Here is a 20875-nt window from a genome sequence, read left to right on the forward strand (position 1 = left end):
GTGCGGGCATCCCCGACGACTGACCCGCACGGCCGAACACGCCCTCCCTGCCCGAGCGGCGGCGTCCGGGCCGGGAGAAGCGACCGTCGGGCCCCGATCCACTCGGCGAGGGTGCGCACGTGATCGTCCGGAACGGCCGCTACAGCAAGAGAGGCACCCGGGTGGACCTCTCCCGAGGAGGCCTACGCGCCCGTACGGCGTAACGTCGTCCTTGTGGACCTGACGGCTGCCGGTCTCGTGTCCCGTGTCGTACGCGAGCTCGGTTCCCGAGCGGACGAGCTGATCGCCGAGGTGGAGAGCGGCCTGCGGCGGGAGCTTCCCGAGCTGTGGGACGACCCCGGCATCGCGCGTATAGCGGCGGAGAACATCGCCGACCACATCGCCGCCGGGCTCTTCGGCCTCGAGCACGCCATCGAGCCGGGCCTGATCGAACCACCGCCGGCGGACGTGGACCGCGCGCGCCGGCTGGCCCGGCACGGCACCCCTCTCGGCACGATGCTGCGGGCCTTCCGGCTGGCGCAGGCCGTCGTCCTCGACCGGCTGCTCGCGGAGATGCCCCGGTTCACCGAAGACGCCGAGCTGGTCAGCGCGGCCACACGGCACGTGATCGCCACGGCGGCCGCGTACGTGGACCGCACCTCGGAGCAGGGCGTCATCGCGTTCCAGGAGGAGCGGGACCGCCGGCTGCAATGGCGGCTGTCGATGGTGAACGAGGCGGGCGTACGCATCGGCACCACCCTGGACATCGCCCGCACCACGCAGGAGCTGGCCGATCACGCCGTCGAGTACTTCGCCGACCTGGTCACCGTCGACCTGCTCGACGCCGCGCTGCACGGCCACGAATTCCCGAGCGAAGGCCCCCTCGTACTGCGCCGGACCGCACGGGCATCAGTGGCCGACGACGGTCCGGAACCTGGCGCCGCACCGCAGGAGCTCCACATCTGCCCGGACGGGTCGCCCGAGGCTCGCGCCCTGGTCACCGGGCAGCCCGCCAAGCACCACGGTGACACGGCCGCCGCCGACGCCCCTCGCGTCCATTCCGCCCTGGTCGTGCCGCTGCGCGCCCGCGGCGCCACGCTGGGCGTCGCCCGGTTCTGCCGGCACCGCAACCCCGTCCTCTACGACGACGAGGACCTGCTCCTCGCCCAGGAGATCACCGCCCGGGCGGCCGTCGCCGTCGACAACGCCCGCCGCTACAGCTACGCCCGCGCCACCGCCCTCGCCCTCCAGCGCAGCCTGCTCCCGCGCGGTGCGCCGCGGCAGTCCGCGGTCGAGGTCGCCTACCGCTACCTTCCCGCGGGCGACCAGGTCGGCGTGGGCGGCGACTGGTACGACGTCATCCCGCTGTCCGGCGCCCGGGTCGCCCTCGTGGTGGGCGACGTGGTCGGGCACGGCATCCACGCCGCCGCCACCATGGGCCGTCTGCGGACCGCCGTACGCACCCTGGCCGACATCGACCTGCCGCCCGACGAACTCCTCACGCACCTCGACGACATCGTCCTGCGTCCGTCCGGCGAAGCCTCCGACGACGTGGACGGCGAAGCCGCCGGGGACATGGGCGCCACCTGCCTGTACGCCGTCTACGACCCCGTCTCCCGCCGCTTCACCCTGGCCCGCGCGGGACATGTGCCGCCCGCCCTGGTGACCCCGGACGGAACGGTCGAGATCCTGGATCTGCCGCCCGGCCCGCCACTCGGCCTGGGCGGCCTGCCGTTCGAGGCTGCGGAGCTCGAACTCCCCGAAGGCAGCCTCCTCGCCCTCTACACCGACGGCCTGGTCGAGTCCCGCGACCACGACGTCGACGCCGGCCTCGCCACGCTGCGCCACGCCCTCGCCCAGCCGGCGCCCTCCCTGGAGGCGATCTGCGACAACGTCATCGAGGCCCTGCTGCCGCACCGGCCGGACGACGACGTCGCCCTGCTCCTGGCCCGTACCCACGCCCTGGGCGCCGGCCAGGTCGCCACCTGGGACCTCGCCGCCGAACCCGCCGCCGTCGCCCGGGCCCGCTCGGACGTCTCCCGACAGCTGAGCGAGTGGGGCCTCGAGGAACTCGACTTCACCGCCGAGCTGGTCGTCAGCGAACTGGTCACCAACGCCATCCGCTACGGCCGACCCCCCATCCGGCTGCGCCTCATCCACGACCGCGCCCTCCTGTGCGAGGTCTCCGACGGCAGCAGCACCACCCCTCACCTGCGCCGGGCCCGCGTCTTCGACGAAGGCGGCCGAGGCCTGCTCCTGGTCGCCCAGCTCGCCGAACACTGGGGAACCCGCCACGCCCGCCGCGGCAAGACGGTCTGGGCCGAACTGAGCGACACCGCCGAACTCCCGCTGCTCGCCTTCACCTAGGGCACGCATCAGCGGCGGCGCGCCCGGAACAGAGCGTGACCGCCCTCGCCCTCGGGCACGAACTCCTCCTGCTCGACCACCATCCCGGCCCGAGCGATCCAGCCCCGATACGTCGCGACGTCCGCGTGGCTCCACCACATGGGGGTCCCACCACCGAGCCAGTCCTCATCGACACCGGTCCAGGCCCGATGGCCGGTGGTGCCCAGGAACCAACCGCCCGGTCGCAACCATCCGGCGACCTTCCGGAGCAACGGAAGCTGTTCGTCGAGCGGAATGTGGATCAGTGCGTAGAACGAGACGACCGCGTCGAAGGAGGCCGGCCCGAAGTCCACCGCCGTGGCGTCGGCATGGATGAACTCGGCCTGCGGCACGCGCTCCCGAGCCCTGCGGATCTGCACCTCACTGATGTCCACGCCCGTGACACGGTGACCTGCGGCCGCCAGGTCACGTGCGACGGGGACCCCACTTCCGCACCCGAGGTCCAGCACGGTGCCGCCTGCCGGGACACGACGGGACAGTTCGCGGATCCATGGCCGGTACTTCGTCTCCGCGCCGTACGTCTCGTCGTAGCGGAGGGAGAGCGCGTCATACCCGCGCCGGACCAGCTCTTTGGGATCTTCGATGTCCACGCCGGTGCACGCTAGCCGCGCCCGGTGAGGAGTCGCGAGTGGTTTTCCCCGAGGGCGACAAGGCGGTGTGTGCGGCCCCACGAGCGCGTGGGCTCGCCTCTCCCGATAGAACCTCCCGGACCTGGGCACACGCTCGATGATCTTCGTTGTCGTACTCGGGAGGACGCACCGTCATGGCCGTACCGCCACACGTTCCGCAGCCCGCGCGTAGTCCGCGTCGGTTCGAACTTCGTTCCACGGCCGTGTACTTCGTGCTGCTCGCCATCCTGCTGACCCTGCTGGGCACGGTCGCCCGTACCGCCATGGCCGCGGCGGAGCGCCGTCCCGGCTGGGCCGTCTCGCTCGTGCTCGTCGGTGCTGCCGCTGTCGTCGCCGCCGGACGGCGCAGGTTCTCGGCGGCGAGGCTCGCACGCCGTGCCGCGAAGTCCTTGGAGGCGGCCACGGAGACGGTGGTCGAGGCTCTCGAGACCGCGCCACCCGCTGTTGCTTCGGGGCCGGCCGTGCCGCGGGCGGAGTTTGTCGGTGGGGGACTCGACGTGGAACCGACGATCCCGCTCGGTCAGCCCCTCGGTCAGATCTCCGAGCACCCTCTCGACGACGTGTCGGCCGACACCGAGGAGATCGGTTACGAGGAGCTGGACCCCTACGAGTTCGAGCAGGCGATAGCCGAGCTGTGCCGGCGCGACGGCTGCACCGAGGTGGAGGTCGTCGGCGGGGCCGGCGATCTGGGCGCCGATGTCGTGGCGAGGACACCGGACGGACGTGTGCTCGTCATCCAGTGCAAGCGGTACAGCGATACCAACCGTGTCGGTTCCCAGGACATGCAGCGCTTCGGCGGGACGTGCTTCGCCGTGCACGGGGCCGAGGTCGCGGCGGTCGTCACCACCGGCGACTTCACGGCGCCCGCCGTCGAGTACGCGCGGCAATGCGGCATCGTGTGCGTGGACGGCGAGGACCTTGGGCGTTGGCAGGACGCGGCGGGTCCGAGGCCGTGGGAGCCGGAGTTCGTGGCGGGCTGAACCGGTGACCGTCGAGAAGATCCGGGTGTGCGGCGAGAGAGGCGGCGGGCAGTGCGCGAAGAAGCGGGCGAAGAGGCGGGCGAAGAGGCGGGCGAAGAAGCGGGCGAACGAGCGGTCGGGGAAGCGGGCGGAGACGGAGGAGGCGTTGCGGGGAGCATGTCCGCCTTGGTGGTGCGGCACCGGCCGGCCGCCTCGCCGGGCGCCGCGGTCGTGGTCCTGCACGGCGGCCGGGAACACAGCCGGGAGGCATCGCGGGGCTGGCACCTGGCCGCCCTGCGCATGCGTCCCGTCCTCCGGGCGGCCGTGGCCGCGACGGACCGTCAGGACGTGCTGGTCGGCGAGGTGCGCTACCGCTACCGGGGCTGGAACGCGACCGCCGACCCCGTGCACGACACCGTACGGGCCCTCGACGAACTGCGCCGGACGGTCGGCGAGGTGCCCGTGACCCTGGTGGGCCACTCGATGGGCGGCCGGGCGGCGCTACGGGCGGCGGCCGACCCCGCGGTGCGCGGTGTCCTCGCGCTGGCGCCGTGGTGCCCGCCCGGCGAACCCGTCGACCATCTCGGCGGGAAGAGGATCGTCGTGCTGCACGGAGACCGTGACCGGGTGACCGATCCGGGGGAGTCCGCGGACTACGTCCGGCGGGCCCGGCGGGCGGCGGCGCAGGCAGGCATCGTCCTCGTCCGCCGCGGTGACCACGCCATGCTCCGGCGCTGCGCCGACTGGCACCGTGCCACCGCCGCGATCGTCGCCCAACTCCTGCGACCGGAGCCGGTCATCGAGGGTCTCGCCGGCGAGGCCTGCGCGGCGGACGGCCCCCTGCCGTGGTGACGGCGGGCGGAGCCGCACGCCGACGGCAAGGGGTCGTGCCGAGGGCGGTTGGGGCACCTCCGGGGCACCTCTCGGCAGCCCACCGCGACCGCTTCCGGGCCCCCATGGTCACCCGCACCCGGGCCATCGGGGACAATACGATGACGTCACCGCGGGCGGTTCCGCTGTCGAACCGTCAGGAGACGTCACAAAAGCGCCGGTTCGCTCCGTCGGATCGTCGGCCGTGTCCGAAGCAAGTCCTGCCCGCGTCGGCCTGCCCGACCGTCCACGAAAGCAGAGCCCCCTCGGTGATCCCCGTCTTCGACGACACCCCGATCTACCACCGCCTCATCATCGAACGCGGTGACGTGCCCGCTCAGGTGAAGGGCGAGGCCGAACGCATCAAGCGAGACCTGGACCGGGTCATGAGCGCCCCGTCCTCCTTCACCCCCGGCCTGCCCGCGCAGCGGTCGTTCTTCGGCTGAGGTTCTGAGGTTCGGGGGGGCTGAGGTCCCGAGGACGCCCGTCCCGAGTCCCCACGCGCCCTGGGTATCGTGGGCCCGCCCGGCACCGGCAGGGCACCCGACCAGGGACGATCCGAGGAGATCCGTGAACGAGGGCGAAGTCGTCACCGTGCCCCGACCGTTGACGCTGCCGGACGGGCGACCCGCGTCGGCGGCCTGGACGCTCGACCCGGACATGCGGCATCTCAACCACGGCTCGTTCGGCGCCGTCCCACGGGTGGCGCAGGAGCGGCAGAACGCCCTGCGGGCGGAGATGGAACGAGCCCCGGTCGCCTGGTTCCCGTCGCTGCCCGGCCGGATCGCCGCGGCCCGCGCGGCCGTGGCGGGTCGGCTGCGGACCGACGCGAAGGACCTGGCGCTCGTGCCGAACGCCAGTGCCGGGGCCAGCGTCGTCTACGCCGCGCTGGCCGCCCGGCCCGGCGGGGACATCGTGGTCACCGACCACGGCTACGGCGCCGTCACCATGGGCGCGGAGCGGCTGGCCCGCCGCTGGGGGACCGGCGTACGCACGGCCCGGGTGCCGCTGGCGGCCGACGCCGAGCAGGCGTACCGAGCGGTGATGGCGCAGGTGGACGACGGCGTCGCCCTGATCGTCCTGGACCAGATCACCTCCGCGACGGCCCGGCTGATGCCGGTCGAACGCGTCGGGACCGAAGCCGCGCGGCGCGGGATCACCCTGCTCGTCGACGGCGCGCACGCCCCCGGTCTGCTGGCCGCGCCCCTGGACGGACTGGTCTGCGACGCCTGGGTCGGCAACCTTCACAAATGGGGGTGCGCCCCGCGCGGTACGGCGGCGCTCGTCGCCCACGGCCCGCTGCGGGCGGACCTTCATCCACTGATCGACTCATGGGGCGCGGCCGAACCCTTCCCGGACCGCTTCGACCACCAGGGCACGCTCGACGCCACCGGCTTCCTGGCCGCGCCCGCCGCACTGGACTTCATCGACGACACCTGGGGCTGGGACACGGCCCGCCGGTACATGGACGAACTGGCGGACCACGGCGCCCGTGTCGTCGCGGAGGCCTTCGGTCGGATCGGGGCCCCGGCCGATCCCGTCGACGTCGGGCTGCCCGTCCCGGGGATGCGGCTCGTCCGCCTGCCGGAGGGCCTGGGCACGAGCCGGGTCGCGGCGGACGCCCTGCGCGACCGTGCGACCGCCGAACTGGGCGTGGAAGCCGCGTTCACCAGCTTCGACGGACTCGGCTACCTCCGGCTGTCCGCCCATCTCTACAACACCCCCGACGACTACGCGTACTTCGCCGAGACCTGTGTGCCCGTCGTCGAGAAATGGGCCCGCGAGGCAAGGGAGTCGTAGGCCCCGGCGCTCACCGCCCGTTCGGCGTGCCACGGCGCTGCGCCGCCGCCGTTTCGTCGGCTCGGCCACCGGCGCCGAGCGGCCCGGTGGGACGCAAGGCATCCGCTGCCTCCAGACGGGGCAGCGCGCGGCGGGACCGGCGTACGACCAGGGCCGGCAGTGCGGCCCGCGTCAGCTGGACGAGGCGCAGCGAGGCCGGGACGTAGACGGCGGTGCGCCGGCGTTCCACGGCCGTGGCGAGGCGGGTCGCCACGAACTCCGGCGGGAAGACACGTCGGGCGGGCGGTGGCATGTGAGCGCGCAGCTCACGCAGCACCGCATGCCGGTCGGCGTCCCGGATCATGTCGGTGTCGGTCCAGTTCAGGTAGGCGATGCCGACGGCCACGCCGTGGTGTGCCGTCTCGGCCCGCAGCGCGTGCGCGAAGGCCTCCACGCCGGCCTTCGAGGCGCAGTAGGCGCTCATCAGGGGGGCGGCCCCCATCGAGGCCAGCGAAGCGATCTGGAGGTAGTAGCCCGCCGACTCCACCAGGTCCGGCAGGAAGACGCGTGCCGTCAGGGCGCTGCCCGTGACGTTGACGTCGATCACCCGCCGCCAGGAGGCCATGTCCGCCGAGGCGAACGGGCCGCCTTCCGCGATTCCCGCGTTCGCGACGACGACCGACGGCGGCCCCAGCCGCGCGCGGACGACCTCGGCCGCCCGCTCCAGCGCCTCGCCGTCGGTGACGTCGGCCTCGACGGCCAGCGCGGGAGTGGGCAGCGACGCGGCCACGGACCGCAGCGCGGCCCCCTCGTGGCCGATCAGCGCCAGGCGGGCGCCGCGCCGTGCGAGCTCCCGAGCCAGCGCCGCTCCCACCCCGCGGGCGGCTCCCGTGACCACGGCGGTGCGGTCTTCGAGGGGACTGTCATGCACGGCGTGCTCCGTTCCTCGGCTCTTCGACTTTTCGGCTCCTCGGCTCTTCGGTTCCTCGGCGGGAGTGGCACCGGTCAGCCGGCAGACGGCTTCTTCGCGCCGGTGCGGTCCCGGCGGGCGAGCGCCCGCTGTACGAACGTGCCGCCGGGCGGGCGGTGCCGGCGCAGCGCGGCGCGGGCGGCGTTGGCGCCCGGCGCGCCGTGGACGCCCCCGCCGGGATGGGCGCCGGCCGAGGCCAGGAACAGCCCGCGCACCGGGGTCTCCGGCCGCCCGCTGCCGGGCAGGGGGCGGAAGAGGAGCTGCTGGTGCAGCGCGGTCGTGCCGCCGTTGATCGCGCCGCCGTGCAGATTGGCGTCGAGGGACTGGAGAGTGGGCGGGGCGAGGATGCGGCGGGCGCGGATCAGGGACCGGAAACCGGGAGCGAATCGCTCGACCTGGTGTTCGACCCGGTCGGCCATCAGCTCCTGCTCGCTCGCGTCCCAGGCGCCTGTGAGTCCCTCGTCGCCGGCGTCGCCCTCGACCAGCTGGGGCACATGGGTGTAGGCCCAGGCCGACTCGGTGCCGGCGGGGGAGCGGCCGGGGTCGGAGGTCGTCATCTGGCCGAACAGCGCGAAGGGGCGGTCGGGAACCTGCCCCATGGCGAGCTGGGCGGCGAATCGGGTGAGCTCGTGCAGGCCGTCGGCCAGATGCACGGTCCCGGCACGACGCGCCGCCTCCGCCTGCCAGGGCACCGGCCCGTTCAGCGCCCAGTCGACCTTGAAGGTCGCGAAGTCCCACTGGAAACGCTCCAGGTCGGACAGCAGCTGGGAGGGCAGGTGCTCCGGCTCCAGAAGCACTCCGTACAGCGCGGGGACGGAAACATCGGCCAGCACCGCGCGGTCGCCGGCGACCTGCTCCCCGTCGGTGGTCCGCACCCCCACCGCGCGCCCGTCCCGGACCATGATCCGGCCGACCCGCTGCCCGCAGCGCAACACGCCGCCGTGGGCGCGCAGCCGCCGGACCAGGGCCTCGGTGAGGGCCCCGGAGCCGCCGGCCGGCACGGGAAAACCGTAGGACTGGCCGAGCATGGCCATCAGCCAGCCGAAACCGCCGCTGCCCGCGGCCTCCGGAGCGAGATCGGCGTGGAGGGCGTTGCCGGCCAGGAGCAGCCGGCCGCCCTCGCCCCCGAACTCCTCCTCGCCCAACCGCCGCACCGGCAGGGCCAACGTCCTGGCCAGTCGCAGGCCGCCCGCGGCGCGCAGCCGGGCCGCCAGCCGGGCCGTGGCCCGCACCGGCGGGAACGGGGTGAACAGCGCGCCGAGGATGTCCGGGCGGAGCTGTTCCCACACCTCGTGCAGACGGCGCCAGGCGGCTCCGTCCCCGGCGTGGAAGGCGTCGAGGGAGCGGGCGGTGACGTCGAGCCTGCGGTCGAGGAGCGCACAGCCGCCGTCGGTGAGGGGATGGGCCACGACACTGGGCGCATGGTTCCAGCGCAGACCGTGTTCGTGCAGCCGCATCCCGGACAGGACCGGGGAGGCGACGGCCAGCGGGTAGAAGGAGCTGAAGAGGTCGCTGACGAACTCGGGATCCACCGACCGGTCGTGCCGCACCGCGCCGCCGGGCTCGGGCTGTTCCTCGAGGACCTCCACGCTCCAGCCCGCGTCCGCCAGCAGGTTCGCCGCCACCAGCCCGTTGGGTCCGGCCCCGATCACCACCGCGTCAGGCATCGGCGCCCCCCTCGGCGTGCGCTCGCGCCGCCGCGGGCGTCCTGCGGGGGCCGTCGGACCGTCCGCCGCGGGCCTCGGACTCGCACACCTTCGCCAGCCGGCCGAGCAGGGCCCGGTGGCGGATCTGGGTCACCACCTCCACGCCGGCGTTGTGCAGCAGTCCGCCGACGCCTTGCAGCGGATGCTCGTCCAGGATCACCAGACAGTGGCGGCCCCACGGCCGCAGCTCGAACGCGATGCGCGCCGTGCCCAGCACGCCCGCCCGTGCCTCCAGCTCCAGCACGTCCGGTTCCTCACAACGTCGTACGACCGTCTCGTTGGCGAGGCTGACGGGCCCCACCCGGACCGCATAGGCGATCTTCGCGTCCACGTGGGGCCACTCGCCCGTCATCTCCCGGGTCGACGACGTGCCCACCACCCACTCCGCGTAGCGGTCTCCGTCGGCGAGGACGTCCCACACCGCCTGCGGACTCGCTTTGACCAGCTGATGCCGTACCGCCACCGTGCACCTCCCGCAGTCGCTGACACGTGGCTCGCCGAGTGCCCGTATCGCCGGAGGTCAACCGCTGGGAGGGCATGATGCGGCGCCGGTGAACCCGCCCGTTGTCAGTGCCGTCATGAAGGATGCCCCACATGAGATCAACTTCGGCTCAGCGGGGTAGTCGGTCTCATGTCCCTGCCGAGGAAAGGTCATCGATCATGCCGCCCACCGCCGTCCAGCCGCAGATCCTCGACGTACGTTCCGACGCACACCCCTGGCGGCGTCGGAACGAGGAGATACCCGGCGCGGCGGGCACAGTCGTCATGGCCGCCGGGGTGCCGCGTCAGCGCGGCCCGCTCCCGCTCGGCCGCGAGGAGAAGGCACGTCCGGTGACGCGTCCGGCACCGCGACCGGCGCCCGCCGCGGCTCGCACGGACGGCGGCGGCGCGGCAAGGGACAGGCGGTCGGCCCAGCCGTCCCGCACCGGCGCGTCGCCGGGCCGTGCCGGGGCCGATGTGCTGCGCATCGTCTCCGACCCCCGTACGCCCGTGTTCGTCACCGAGCACGCCAGTGGACGCCGGGTGTACGGCTACTGGCGGCCGCTGGACGCCGACAGCGGCCGGGGAGGCTGCTATGTCGCGCTGTCCGCCACCGAGTGCGACGAGCTGTACGCGGCCGGCCGGATCACGGTCGGCGAGCCCGTCACGGACCCGACGAAGACGACCTACCGGGTCCGCGCCGCCCGCACCCAGGCGGCGGGCGCTCGCCCCGCGGCCGCGCCGGTGCGGACGACGGCGGCCAGGGGACGCGCGGCGTGAGCGGACGGCCGACGGCGGGGGAGCGGGCCGTCCGTCCGAGCGATCCCGACGACCCGTCCGACGAGCCTGATCGGCGCGTTCGGGGGTAACCGGACGACCGGAAGAGGCAGTACACCGACAGACAAGGGGAGGACAGAGATGAGCGTCATTCAGCGCATCAAGGAGTTCGCGAGGAGCCCGCAGGGGCGGCGCACGATGGAGCAGGCACGGCGTGCGGCGGCCGATCCGCGCCGTCGTGCCCAGGCGCGCGGCCTGCTGGCCCGCCTGCGCACGCGACGCTGACCGCCGACGATGTCTTCGTTGACGGCGAAACTGTCACCAGGGTCGCTGACGCGAAGGGCCCCCTCCAGGCGATGACCACCGGTACGCACGGTTTTCGACTCGCGCCAAGTGCGCCTTGAGACCTCGGTTTTCGTCTCCCTCCGCCTTGTGCGCTGGCTACAGTTCCCTGATATGACGCCTCGGGGTACGCAACGCTCAGATCTCTCGTCGGCGCAGCTGCCGGGGCCGTGGACCGGTCAGCCGCTGATCTCGCGGGACATGACGCATGACGCGGTGGTCGTGGTGCCGGGGATCATGGGAAGCGCGTTACGGGAGACCACGGGGTCCCGGCGGCTCTTATGGGGACTGGAGGATCTCGGCTGGCTGCTGTCGGCGTGGCAGGGGCGCGGTGAGTCACTGCGGCGGCTGCATCTGGACGAGAGCGAGCGATCGGGGCGCTACGGGCGGGTCGAGCCCGCCGGACTGCTGAGATTCCCTGCCTGGGCGCCCTTCCTGCACGGCTTGGAGCCATACGACCACCTGCTGAAGACCGTACGGGATGCCGTGGCCGATCCGGCGGCCGTGTTGGCGTTCGCGTACGACTGGCGGCTGCCGGTGGAGGTCAACGGCGCACTGCTGGCCGAGGCCGCTCATCGCCACCTTGCCGCCTGGCGCGGCAGCGAGGCCCACAGCAGGGCACGGCGACTGCACCCCGACGAACGAGAGGCACGCCTGGTGATCGTCGCCCACTCCATGGGCGGCCTGGTCACACGCGCCGCGTTCGCCCGCGCCGCGGCCCAGGGGAGCGATCTGGGCGCCGACACCCGCTGTGTCGTCACTCTCGGGACGCCGTTCCTCGGCTCGGTCAAGGCCGCGGTCATCCTGGGCGGCAACCGCTCCGCCCCGCTGCCCGCCAGGCCCAGACGCAGAATGCAGGCCCTGGCCAGGACCCTGCCGGGTGTGCACGACCTGTTGCCGGACTACCGGTGTGTCGACGCGGGCGAGGACGTGCTCCGGCTCACCCCGTCCGACGTCGCCGGACTCGGCGGCGACAAGGAACTGGCCGCGGAGGCGCAGGACTTCCAACAGCGCATGCGTGCCCCCGGCGCGCCGGGCCTCCCCGGGCATCGGTCGATCGTCGGAGTTGCCCAGCCCACCGCGCAGAGCCTGCGTCTTGAAGGCGGGGTGGTGTACGAGCAGTACCTGTCCTTCGAACGCGACGGGGATGGCGAGTTGGCGCGAGATCCGGCAGCGGGGCTTCCCGTTCGCCGGGACCGGGCGGGCGATGGCACCGTCTACCGCGACGCCGCCGCGCTGTCCGGCAGCAAGGGAGTGACGTGGCTTCCGTTGCAGCACGGCTCCCTGGCCAAGGACGGAGTCGCCCTCGCCCACGTCCGCGCGATCCTCACCGAGCGCGACCAGCACCTCGGCCCCGCCCTGGGCGCCGGCGGCATCGGCCTGGACCTGCCCGACTGTGTGGAAGCCGGCCGGCCCTGGCTCGCACGCCTGACACCCGCACCCGGCGAGGAACTCGAAAGCCATGCCGGCATCGCCTGTTCGGTGCACGACGCCGAAACCGACCGACGCGTCGACACCGGTCGCCTGGGCTGGCACGACGGCACCGTCGCCGCCTCCCTCACACTGCCCTCCCCCGGGCTGTATCGGATACGGGTCATCACCGAGGGCACCCCGCCCCTCACCCAACTCGTCCTCGCCCTCGATCTCACAGACCCGATCTGAGACCCGCACCTCCCATGGCCCCACAGGACACCCAGGACGACGACCGTTCCGCCGGCAGCCCGCTCCAGTTCTTCCCCATCGACATCGGCCACTACGACAACCACCCTCCCCTGCCCACGGGACCGGAAGTCGACGCGGTTGCCGCCCTGTTGACTCCGTTCGGCGCCGAGACCGACGCCTGGCGTGCTCCGCAGGAAGGCCGCGGTCCCGACGCCGTCCACGACCGCCTCGCCGCATGGTCCGCCGACCGCACCGGCTGTGACACCGTCCTGTACTGGGTCGGACACGGCGCCAGCGACGGCTTCTTCCACGCACTGCTCGCCCACGCGAAAAGCCCTCGACCGCTCGACACGAACGGCATCTCTCATCTGGAGATTCTTCAGCATCTCAAGAGGAGGCAGGCACGGCAGGACGCCGGTTGGGCCGCCGTCGTCGTCGATACCTGCAAGTCGCGCCGCTTCATCGAGCTGATGAGCAGTCAGGCGATCCTGGACCCGGACGTCAGCGACTTCATCCTCGTGGCCAGTTCGCACGACGGCAGTGCAACCCTCGGCGCGTTCCGGGAGATCCTTGACCGTCTGCTCACCGTGACCTTCCGAACGCACGACACCATCAGCCTCTACGCCTTGGCCGAGCAGATCAACTGCGCCATGGGCGACACCGTCGCCTACGCCCGGACGCACAACCGGGCAGCCCTGCGGCGGACCCACCCGACCGTGGTCGGCCGGATGCAGGCCCCGCTCGACACCGAGGCCGAGATCGAGAACGCCCTTGTCGCGCTCACGGCCGACGAGCGTCGTCATTTCGTCGAGAAGGCCGCAGGTGGTGAACTGGGCGAACAGGCCTGGTACTTCGAGGGACGCGAGACCGAACGCTACGACATCCTGTCCTGGCTCGACACCACGCGGGAAGGGCTGCTCGTGGTCACCGGGCCGGCCGGCTCGGGCAAGTCGGCACTGCTCGGGCACATCCTGATCCACACCCGCCCGGACCTGGCCGAACCCCTCTTCCGTGCCGGACATCTCTCCGACCTACCGCCGGGAACGCCCCGCCCCACCGACGCGTTCGACCTCGCCGTCCACCTCACCGGTGTCTCGGCCCAGGCACTGCTCGACAGGATCGTCGAAGCCGTGGGCCGCAAGATCGGAGCCAACGGCTTCAAGCCGCTCTCCCCCGACCAGCCCTTCGACTCCCAGATGGCCCGGCTCACCGGACGGCTGGCGGACCTGCGGCTCGGGGCACCTGGGGGCGGGGGAGGGAAGTGGACGTTCACCCTGCTCGCGGACGCCCTCGACGAGGCTCATCTGCCCCTGGTCATCGCGGAGGAGGTACTCCGGCCGTTGGCCCGAACGCCGGGCGTCCGGGTCGTCGTCGGAACCCGCCGCTCCACCCGGGAGGGGCCGGACCTTCCGGCCCCCGACGACGAGGATCTCCTCGACGCCCTCGGAGCCACGGAGGGATCCGACCACCCCGGCGACAAAGTGCTCGTGGTGAGGCGCGACCGCGAGGCCACCATCCGCTACATCCGCCGTCGCCTGAAAACCGCACACGAACGCGGCGCGCTCAAGGTCGGCCAGACAGACATCGAGCGTACGGTTCATGCCCTCGGACGCCTCGACCGCGAGTTTCTCTTCGCCCGCTTGGCCGTGCACGAGATCCTCCACGATCCGGGCCTCGCGCACGACCCCGCACCGCTCCTCGCGACCGACCACAGGGGGCTCTTCGGCCGCGCCGTGCAGCGCCTCACCGCCGTCAACCCGATACATCGCCATCTGCTGGAGGCTCTGGCGCTCTCACGGGGGCTCGGGCTGCCCGACCGGGACGACATCTGGTCCACCGCGGCCACCGCGCTCATGCCCGATGACGGCCTACTGCCGATCACCAGCGAGGACATCGTCCGGCTCATCGAGGGCGGAGCCCCTTACCTCATGGCCGCGATCGAGTCCGACCAGACGGTGTACCGCCTCGCGCACCGCGCCTTCATCGAGCACTTCGAGCGTCCCGCGCAACCGCCGGAAAGCGACGACCGCCACCGACGCATCGCCATCCGGCTCGCCCGCCATGCGGACGCCCGGGTGCCCGACGAGGTACCGAATCCCTACGTCCGTCTCCACTTGGCCGATCACGCGGCTCTCGGCGGCCCCACGGCTTGGGAGGTTCTCGGCGCCCGCCCCTGCCTGCTGGACCGGTTGGACGCCACTGCCGTGCGGGGCAGTGCCAAACTGACCGGCTTCGGACGCTTCGCGTTGCCGCCGGCCGTGGCGGGCGTGGTCGCGGCGTACGACCGGCTCGCAGACGCGTCGGCCGGTGACCGGCGTGGCCTGCGGGAGCTGGCCACGGCGCGCTGCACCGACCAGAGCAGCCCTCCTCGCCAGCCGTTCGACCCGCAGGCGGCGTGGTCCCTGGCCTGGGCCCGGCTCCAACGGCGGCCCCTCCACCTTCCGTTGCAGGGCCACCAGAGCGAGGTCGTGGCGGTGACGGCCTTCGCGGCGCCGAACGGAGACACACTGCTGGCCTCCGCCAGCGACGACGGAACGTTGTGTCTGTGGGATCTGGCCACGGCCGAGCAGACGAGTTCCCCGCTGGACAGCGGCACCGGTCCCGTACGCGTGGTGAAGGCCTTCACCATGTCGAGTGGGCGCACGTTCCTCGTCACCGGCACCGACGGCGGGAAAGTACACATCTGGAATCCGGTCACGGCCGACCAGACCGCCGTCTCGCCCCTGGTGGGTCATGAGGGCCCCGTCCAGGCGATGGCCGTCTTCACCGGATCCGACGGACGCACGCTCCTCGCCACCGGCGGCGACGACTGCACCGTCCGTATCTGGGACCCCGCCACGGGCCACGAAACCGCACAGCCGCTGACCGGACACACCGGCGCGATCCAGGCCATCACGGCGTTCACCACGTCCGACGGACGCACACTTCTCGCCAGCGGCGGCGACGACGAGACCCTCCGCGTCTGGGACCCGGCCACCGGGCACCAGACCATCGCACCTCTCGAGGGACATACCGGTGCCGTGCAGACGGTGGTGGCGTTCACCACGCCCGAGGGACGAAACCGGCTCGCCAGCGGCAGCGACGACTGCACCATTCGTGTCTGGGACCCAGGCACCGGCCGCCAGACGGTGCCACCTCTCGAAGGACACACCGACTGGATCGGCGAGGTGACCGCGTTCCGCGGGCCCGACGGGCTGCCGCTGCTGGCCAGTTGCAGCGACGACGAGACGATCCGGCTCTGGGACCCGGCCACCGGACGGGAGACCTCACCCCCTCTCTACGGCCACGGCCACCGCAAGTTGATCGGCGCGATCACTGCGTTCACCGGGCCCGACGGACGCACGCTCCTTGCCACCGGAAGCAACGACCGCACGGTCCGTATCTGGGACCCGGCCACGAGTCGGCAGGCCTCGCCGACCCTGCGGAGTCACGCACAAGAAGTGGGCGCGGTGGTGGCGTTCGCCGGGGCCGGCGGACGCACGTTCCTCGCCACCGGCGGCAACGACGACACGACCCGAATCTGGGACGCGGCCACGGGCCATGCGATCGGCACCCCTCTGCGCGGACAAGGACACCGGGTCGAGGCTCTCGCGCCGTTCACCGGGTCACATGGGCAAACGCTCCTGGCCGTGTGCAGCGGCGACGGGTTCGTGGAGATCTGGGACCTGGACGTCCCGGGCAACGGGGTGCTGTCGCTCATAGGACACACGGGTGGCGTGCGAGCGGTGGCGGCATTCCCCGCACCGGGCCGCGGAACGTACCTGGCGATCGGCGACGACCGCACGGTGCGCCTGTGGGACCCCGTCACCGGACAACAGATCACGGCACCGCTGTTGGGGCACACCGGCGCCGTGCGTGCCATCAGCACCTTCACCGCGCTCGACGGACACATCCTGCTCGCCAGCGGAGGCAATGACGGGAGTGTGCGCATCTGGGATCCCGTCACCGGCCAAGAGACGCAAGCGCCCCTGCGAGGCCATGCCGGCGCAGTCCGCACGATGCTGGTCCTCCCCTCATGGGAAGGGCGCACCTTGCTCGTCACGGGCGGCGAGGACTGCACCGTGCGGGTCTGGGACCCTGCCATCGGCAAGGAGATCATCCACCCTCTGGCCGGGCACTCCGCCGCTGTGCAGGCGGTCACAGCGTTCACCGCGACGGACGGACACACTCACCTCGCCACCGGCAGCAACGACCGGACCGTACGCATCTGGGACCCGGCGTCCTGGATCGAGCGTCTTGTCATCTCCGTGGACCTGGCGGTGCACGGACTCGCGGCAGCCGGCTCGAACCTGGCCCTGGCCACGGACCAGGGCGTCGCCATGCTGAAGGTGGCGCAACGGGCATGAGCACGGACGACGCAGTTCATGAGCTCATCCACGGTCACCGCACGGAGACAAGCCGTCAGGCCGGCCGTCCCGGCAACAGCGGACCCGGGCTCCCTTGGTCACAGTGGGGATCATTTGGCGGGAACGGTACGGCGGTTGCGGTTGCGTGCCGGGCTGACACAGGAGGCCTTGGCGTAGCGTTCGGCATGCCGTTGGTCAGGACGTCTTCGGTCTGTAGTCCGATGTCCTTGGGGTCTGATGCCGCCCACCGCTGGAAGCGGGCGAAGATGTCCGGCAGATCCAGTCCGCCCCGCTCCAGCAGCGGCTCCGCGACCAGGACGGCCATCTGCGTGTCGTCAGTGGCCTCGCCGGGGTCCCAGCCACCGCCTCCGCACATCTCTCCACCGGCACCAGGCGCGGGAAACCGCGCGGAGAAGGCTCCAGGGGGACGAACTCGAAAGGGCCACCCAGGGCGTCACCCACCGCTGAGCCGACGACCGTGCCGGCGGCCCTGTTCCTTCTTCGGCTCCCCGAACCATCGGCGGCGAAAGGGCCTCGTCTACGGAGGTGCGCCGCCTGAGACACCGTGGGTCTGAGGCATCCGTACAGGTCACCTAACGCCATGCCCAGGAGCTGCGGGCGCAGGTGAGGTGGAACAGGGCTTCGGTTCGGTGTGGTGGGCGTCGTCGTCGTGGTCCTCAGGGGAGCATCAGCTTCGATCGCACGTCAATACCTCGTCGCCGTAGGTCTTTTGAAAGGAACTCAGGGCTCAGAGCGGACCTTCGGCTAATTCCTGTTTCTTTCATTGACAGCGGAAAATAAGGGCCCTAGGTTCCGGGCCATGCCCTCGTCCTTCGCCGCGCATCCCGCCGAGACGTTCCCCGCCGGAACGCCGGCCGCTTCGCAGGTCTTCACCACTGTCCTGTCCCAGGGCCCGCTCACCCGGCTCGAACTGGCCCGGCGGGCCGGGCTGTCGGCGGCGGCCGTCACGAAGGCGGTCCGGCCGCTGATCGAGTCGGGATACCTGGTGGAGGACGTGGACACGGAGGCCCGCACCGCGCTCGGGCGGCCCGCGAACCTGGTCCGGGTCGACGGGGGCCGCGCGCTGTTCCTCGGGCTCAAGCTCACCGGAGACGCGATCTTCGGCGTGCTCACGGACCTGCGCTGCCGGATCCTGCTCGCCCGGCGCGTGCCGCTGACCGACCGTGCCGCCAAGGCGGTCCTGGCGTCGACCGCCGAGGTCGTGCGGGAGTTGCTGACCGAGGCGGACGGCTACGGCGTACGCGTCATGGGGCTGGGCATCGCCGTCTCCGGCGACGTGGACCGCGGGGAGGGTGTGGTGCGCTACTCGCCGTTCCTGGAGTGGCGCGACGTACCGCTCGCCGAACTCGCCTCCGTCGTCACCGGCCTGCCGGTCACCGTCGACAACGACGTACGGGCCCTCACCGTCGCCGAGCAGTGGTTCGGCGCCGGCGTGGGCCTGTCGAACTTCGCCGTGGTGACCGTCGGCGCGGGCGTCGGCTGCGGCCTGGTGGTACACGGCCGGGTGGTCGCCGGGGCGCACGGGGTGGCCGGCGAGATCGGTCATGTCACCGTCGACCCGAACGGGCCGCTCTGCCACTGCGGCAACCGCGGCTGCGTCGAGGCGATCGCCGCGGACCCGGCGATCCTCACCCGGATCCGCGAACTGAGCGGCGTCGAGGTCACCGACACCACCGAGGCCGTCGACCTCGCCCGCCGCGGCGACGCGCACGCCCGTGACGCGTACTCACGGGCGGGGGAGGCGATCGGCCGCGGCATCGCCACCGTGGCCAATCTGCTCGGCCCGGAGCGGGTCGTCATCTCCGGCGAGGGCCTGGCCGCCTACGACCTCTTCGCCGAGCAGATCCGCAGCGCCTTCGCGGCGGCCGCCTTCGGCTCGGCCGCGCAGTGCGACCTCCAGACCCGCCCGCTGCCCTTCGAGGAGTGGGCGCGCGGCGCCGCGGCCACCGCCATCCAGTCCTTCATCACCGAACCGAACTGACCGTACGAGCAGCGTCCCCGCACGCTCCGGCCGGCGCCGGTTCGCAGCGGCCCGCCATCGGTGGGAGCCACGACCGGCCGCTCCGGAGCCGTTCAGCCGAACCCCACCCCCCACCCCCACCCCCACCCCCAACCCGCCCCCACCCAGGAGGTCAGACCCCATGCGGTCACCCTCGCACTCCGTCCTGCCCGCACGCGCCCTGAGAGCCGCCGTCGTTCTCGCTCTCGCCCTGGGCACCGCCACCGTCGCCCCCGTCGCCCACGCCGAGAGCACCGCACCGGGGCCGGCCGCCAAGCCGTACATGGGCTGGTCGAGTTGGAGCATGCAGTCCTCCAAGTACCCGGGCCTCAACCCCGACGGCGACTACAGCTACCTCACCGAGGCCAACGTCCTGAAGCAGACCGACGCCCTGGCCGCGAAACTCAAGAAGTACGGCTACGAGTACGTCAACATCGACGCCGGCTGGTGGCGCGACAAGGCCTGGAAGCCGCAGTTCGACCGGTACGCCCGCCAGAAGGCCGACCCGCAGCGCTTCCCCCGGGGCATGAAGGCCGTCGCCGACCACGTGCACGCCAAGGGCCTCAAGGCGGGGATCTACCTCCCCGTGGGCCTGGAGAAGGAGGCGTACGCCGACGGCAAGGCCCCGATCTGGAACGCCGCAGGCTGCACCACGGCCGACATCGTCCACGACGACCTGCGCACCACCAACGGCTGGGACAGCGCCTACAAGATCGACTTCTCCGACCCCTGCGCGCAGAAGTACATCGACTCCCAGGCGCGGATGTTCGCCGACTGGGGCTACGACTTCCTCAAGCTCGACGGCGTCGGTCCCGGCTCCTTCAAGAGCGGCGACAACTACGACAACGTCGCCGACGTGGCCGCCTGGCAGAAGGCGATCGCCGCCACCGGACGCCCGATCCACCTGGAGGTGTCCTGGTCCCTCGACATCGGACATGCCGCCGACTGGAAGAAGTACACCGACGGCTGGCGCATCGACACCGACGTCGAGTGCTACTGCAACACCCTGGTCTCCTGGGAGAACTCCGTCGACGACCGCTTCGACGACACCCCGGCCTGGACCCGCCACGCCGGCCCCGGAGGCTGGAACGACCTCGACTCGCTCGACATCGGCAACGGCGCGATGGACGGCCTGACCAAGGCCGAGCGGCAGACCTACGCCACCCTGTGGGCCATCGCCAAGTCGCCGCTCTACACCGGCGACGACCTCACCCGCCTGGACTCCTACGGCCTGTCCCTGCTGACCAACCGCGAGGTCATCGCCGTCAACCAGGGTGCCGCGCCGCCCGTGCACCCGGTCACCCCGTCCGACCCCCAGCGTGTGTGGGCGGCCGAGAACCCCGACGGCACCTACACCGTCGCCCTGTTCAACCTGGCCGACGCGCCTGCCTCGGTCAGCGCCGACTGGACGACGCTCGGCTTCACCGGCAAGGCGGCCGTCCGTGACCTGTGGAATCACGAGAACCTCGGCACGTACAAGAACCGGATCACCCAGGCACTGCCCGCCCACGGCTCCCGCCTGTTCACCGTCACCCCGCGCGGCAGCGCACTCGAACGCACCGGCTACGAGGCCGAGGCCCCGGCCAACATCCTCGGCGGCAACGCCTCCGCCGCCGACTGCTCCACCTGCTCCGGCGACCGCAAGGTCGGCAACCTCTACCTCGGCGGCGAACTGACCTTCACCGACGTCGTCGTCGACAAGCCCGGCACGTATCAGATCGAGGTCGCCTACATCAGCGGCGACGCACGGGCCGCCGCGGTCTCCGCCAACGGCGGCGGCGCCACCCGCCACACGTTCCCCGCCACCGGTGACTGGGGGACCGTCGCCCGCGTCCATGTGCCGGTGACGCTGAAGGCGGGCGCCAACACGATCACCTTCGACAGCGGTTCGGGCTACGCGCCGGACATCGACCGGATCGACGTACCGAAGACCTCCTGACGACACCCGGG

Annotated in this window: 15 protein-coding genes and 1 pseudogene; 11 read left to right on the plus strand and 5 right to left on the minus strand. The window is 72.2% G+C overall.

Annotated elements, in window-relative coordinates; all coding sequences use genetic code 11:
- The first annotated feature begins 213 nt into the window (after window positions 1–213).
- Entirely contained in the window at window positions 214–2346 is a 2133-nt protein-coding gene (locus G9272_RS41825; RefSeq protein WP_171401413.1) for a SpoIIE family protein phosphatase, read from the plus strand.
- A gap of 8 nt (window positions 2347–2354) precedes the next feature.
- On the opposite strand, the gene G9272_RS41830 is transcribed toward G9272_RS41825, so the two are convergent.
- Window positions 2355–2975 carry a class I SAM-dependent methyltransferase gene (locus G9272_RS41830; protein ID WP_171401414.1) on the minus strand — a complete coding sequence of 207 codons (621 nt, stop codon included), beginning with the start codon at window positions 2973–2975 and terminating at the stop codon, window positions 2355–2357.
- A gap of 173 nt (window positions 2976–3148) precedes the next feature.
- Here G9272_RS41830 and G9272_RS41835 point away from each other — a divergent pair, with 173 nt between their 5' ends.
- From G9272_RS41835 to G9272_RS41850, 4 genes are all read left to right on the plus strand, one after another.
- On the plus strand, window positions 3149–3994 hold the full coding sequence (locus tag G9272_RS41835; protein WP_171401415.1) for a restriction endonuclease: 846 nt from the start codon (window positions 3149–3151) through the stop codon (window positions 3992–3994).
- Window positions 3995–4150: 156 nt separating this feature from the next.
- Window positions 4151–4825, plus strand: a complete 675-nt coding sequence (locus G9272_RS41840) for an alpha/beta hydrolase (protein WP_253268102.1) — start codon at window positions 4151–4153, stop codon at window positions 4823–4825.
- A gap of 287 nt (window positions 4826–5112) precedes the next feature.
- Window positions 5113–5289 (plus strand): hypothetical protein, encoded by a 177-nt coding sequence (locus G9272_RS41845; protein WP_020126612.1) that lies wholly within the window; start codon window positions 5113–5115, stop codon window positions 5287–5289.
- A gap of 124 nt (window positions 5290–5413) precedes the next feature.
- Window positions 5414–6643 carry an aminotransferase class V-fold PLP-dependent enzyme gene (locus tag G9272_RS41850; RefSeq protein WP_171401416.1) on the plus strand — a complete coding sequence of 410 codons (1230 nt, stop codon included), beginning with the start codon at window positions 5414–5416 and terminating at the stop codon, window positions 6641–6643.
- Between the two features lie 10 nt (window positions 6644–6653).
- On the opposite strand, the gene G9272_RS41855 is transcribed toward G9272_RS41850, so the two are convergent.
- From G9272_RS41855 to G9272_RS41865, 3 genes are all read right to left on the minus strand, one after another.
- Window positions 6654–7553: an SDR family oxidoreductase gene (locus tag G9272_RS41855; protein WP_171401417.1), complete on the minus strand. Its 900-nt coding sequence runs from the start codon at window positions 7551–7553 to the stop codon at window positions 6654–6656.
- Between the two features lie 74 nt (window positions 7554–7627).
- A complete protein-coding gene (locus tag G9272_RS41860; protein WP_171401418.1) occupies window positions 7628–9259 on the minus strand; it encodes a phytoene desaturase family protein in 1632 nt (543 codons plus the stop codon).
- Window positions 9252–9761: an SRPBCC family protein gene (locus G9272_RS41865; protein WP_171401419.1), complete on the minus strand. Its 510-nt coding sequence runs from the start codon at window positions 9759–9761 to the stop codon at window positions 9252–9254. Before G9272_RS41865 ends, G9272_RS41860 begins: the two co-directional genes overlap by 8 nt.
- A gap of 197 nt (window positions 9762–9958) precedes the next feature.
- Between G9272_RS41865 and G9272_RS44840 the strand changes: the two genes are divergently transcribed.
- From G9272_RS44840 to G9272_RS41885, 4 genes are all read left to right on the plus strand, one after another.
- Complete coding sequence (locus tag G9272_RS44840) at window positions 9959–10558, plus strand: cell envelope biogenesis protein OmpA (RefSeq protein ID WP_216377860.1); 600 nt, start codon at window positions 9959–9961, stop codon at window positions 10556–10558.
- A gap of 138 nt (window positions 10559–10696) precedes the next feature.
- Window positions 10697–10840 (plus strand): hypothetical protein, encoded by a 144-nt coding sequence (locus tag G9272_RS41875; RefSeq protein WP_171401420.1) that lies wholly within the window; start codon window positions 10697–10699, stop codon window positions 10838–10840.
- Window positions 10841–11098: 258 nt separating this feature from the next.
- Entirely contained in the window at window positions 11099–12559 is a 1461-nt protein-coding gene (locus G9272_RS41880) for a lipase/acyltransferase domain-containing protein (protein ID WP_253268103.1), read from the plus strand.
- A gap of 14 nt (window positions 12560–12573) precedes the next feature.
- Complete coding sequence (locus G9272_RS41885) at window positions 12574–16905, plus strand: WD40 repeat domain-containing protein (protein ID WP_171401421.1); 4332 nt, start codon at window positions 12574–12576, stop codon at window positions 16903–16905.
- Window positions 16906–17086: 181 nt separating this feature from the next.
- Here G9272_RS41885 and G9272_RS41890 read toward each other — a convergent pair.
- Window positions 17087–17367: pseudogene (locus tag G9272_RS41890) on the minus strand (ADP-ribosylglycohydrolase family protein); the annotation flags it as partial.
- A gap of 358 nt (window positions 17368–17725) precedes the next feature.
- On the opposite strand from G9272_RS41890, the gene G9272_RS41895 reads away from it, so the two are divergent.
- Complete coding sequence (locus G9272_RS41895; RefSeq protein WP_171401422.1) at window positions 17726–18907, plus strand: ROK family transcriptional regulator; 1182 nt, start codon at window positions 17726–17728, stop codon at window positions 18905–18907.
- 160 nt (window positions 18908–19067) lie between these two features.
- Window positions 19068–20864, plus strand: coding sequence for an alpha-galactosidase D (locus G9272_RS41900; RefSeq protein ID WP_171401423.1), 1797 nt, complete (start codon window positions 19068–19070; stop codon window positions 20862–20864).
- Window positions 20865–20875 lie beyond the last annotated feature (11 nt).

Origin of the sequence: Streptomyces asoensis, from assembly GCF_013085465.1 — a bacterium.
Classification (GTDB): Bacteria; Actinomycetota; Actinomycetes; order Streptomycetales; family Streptomycetaceae; genus Streptomyces; species Streptomyces cacaoi_A.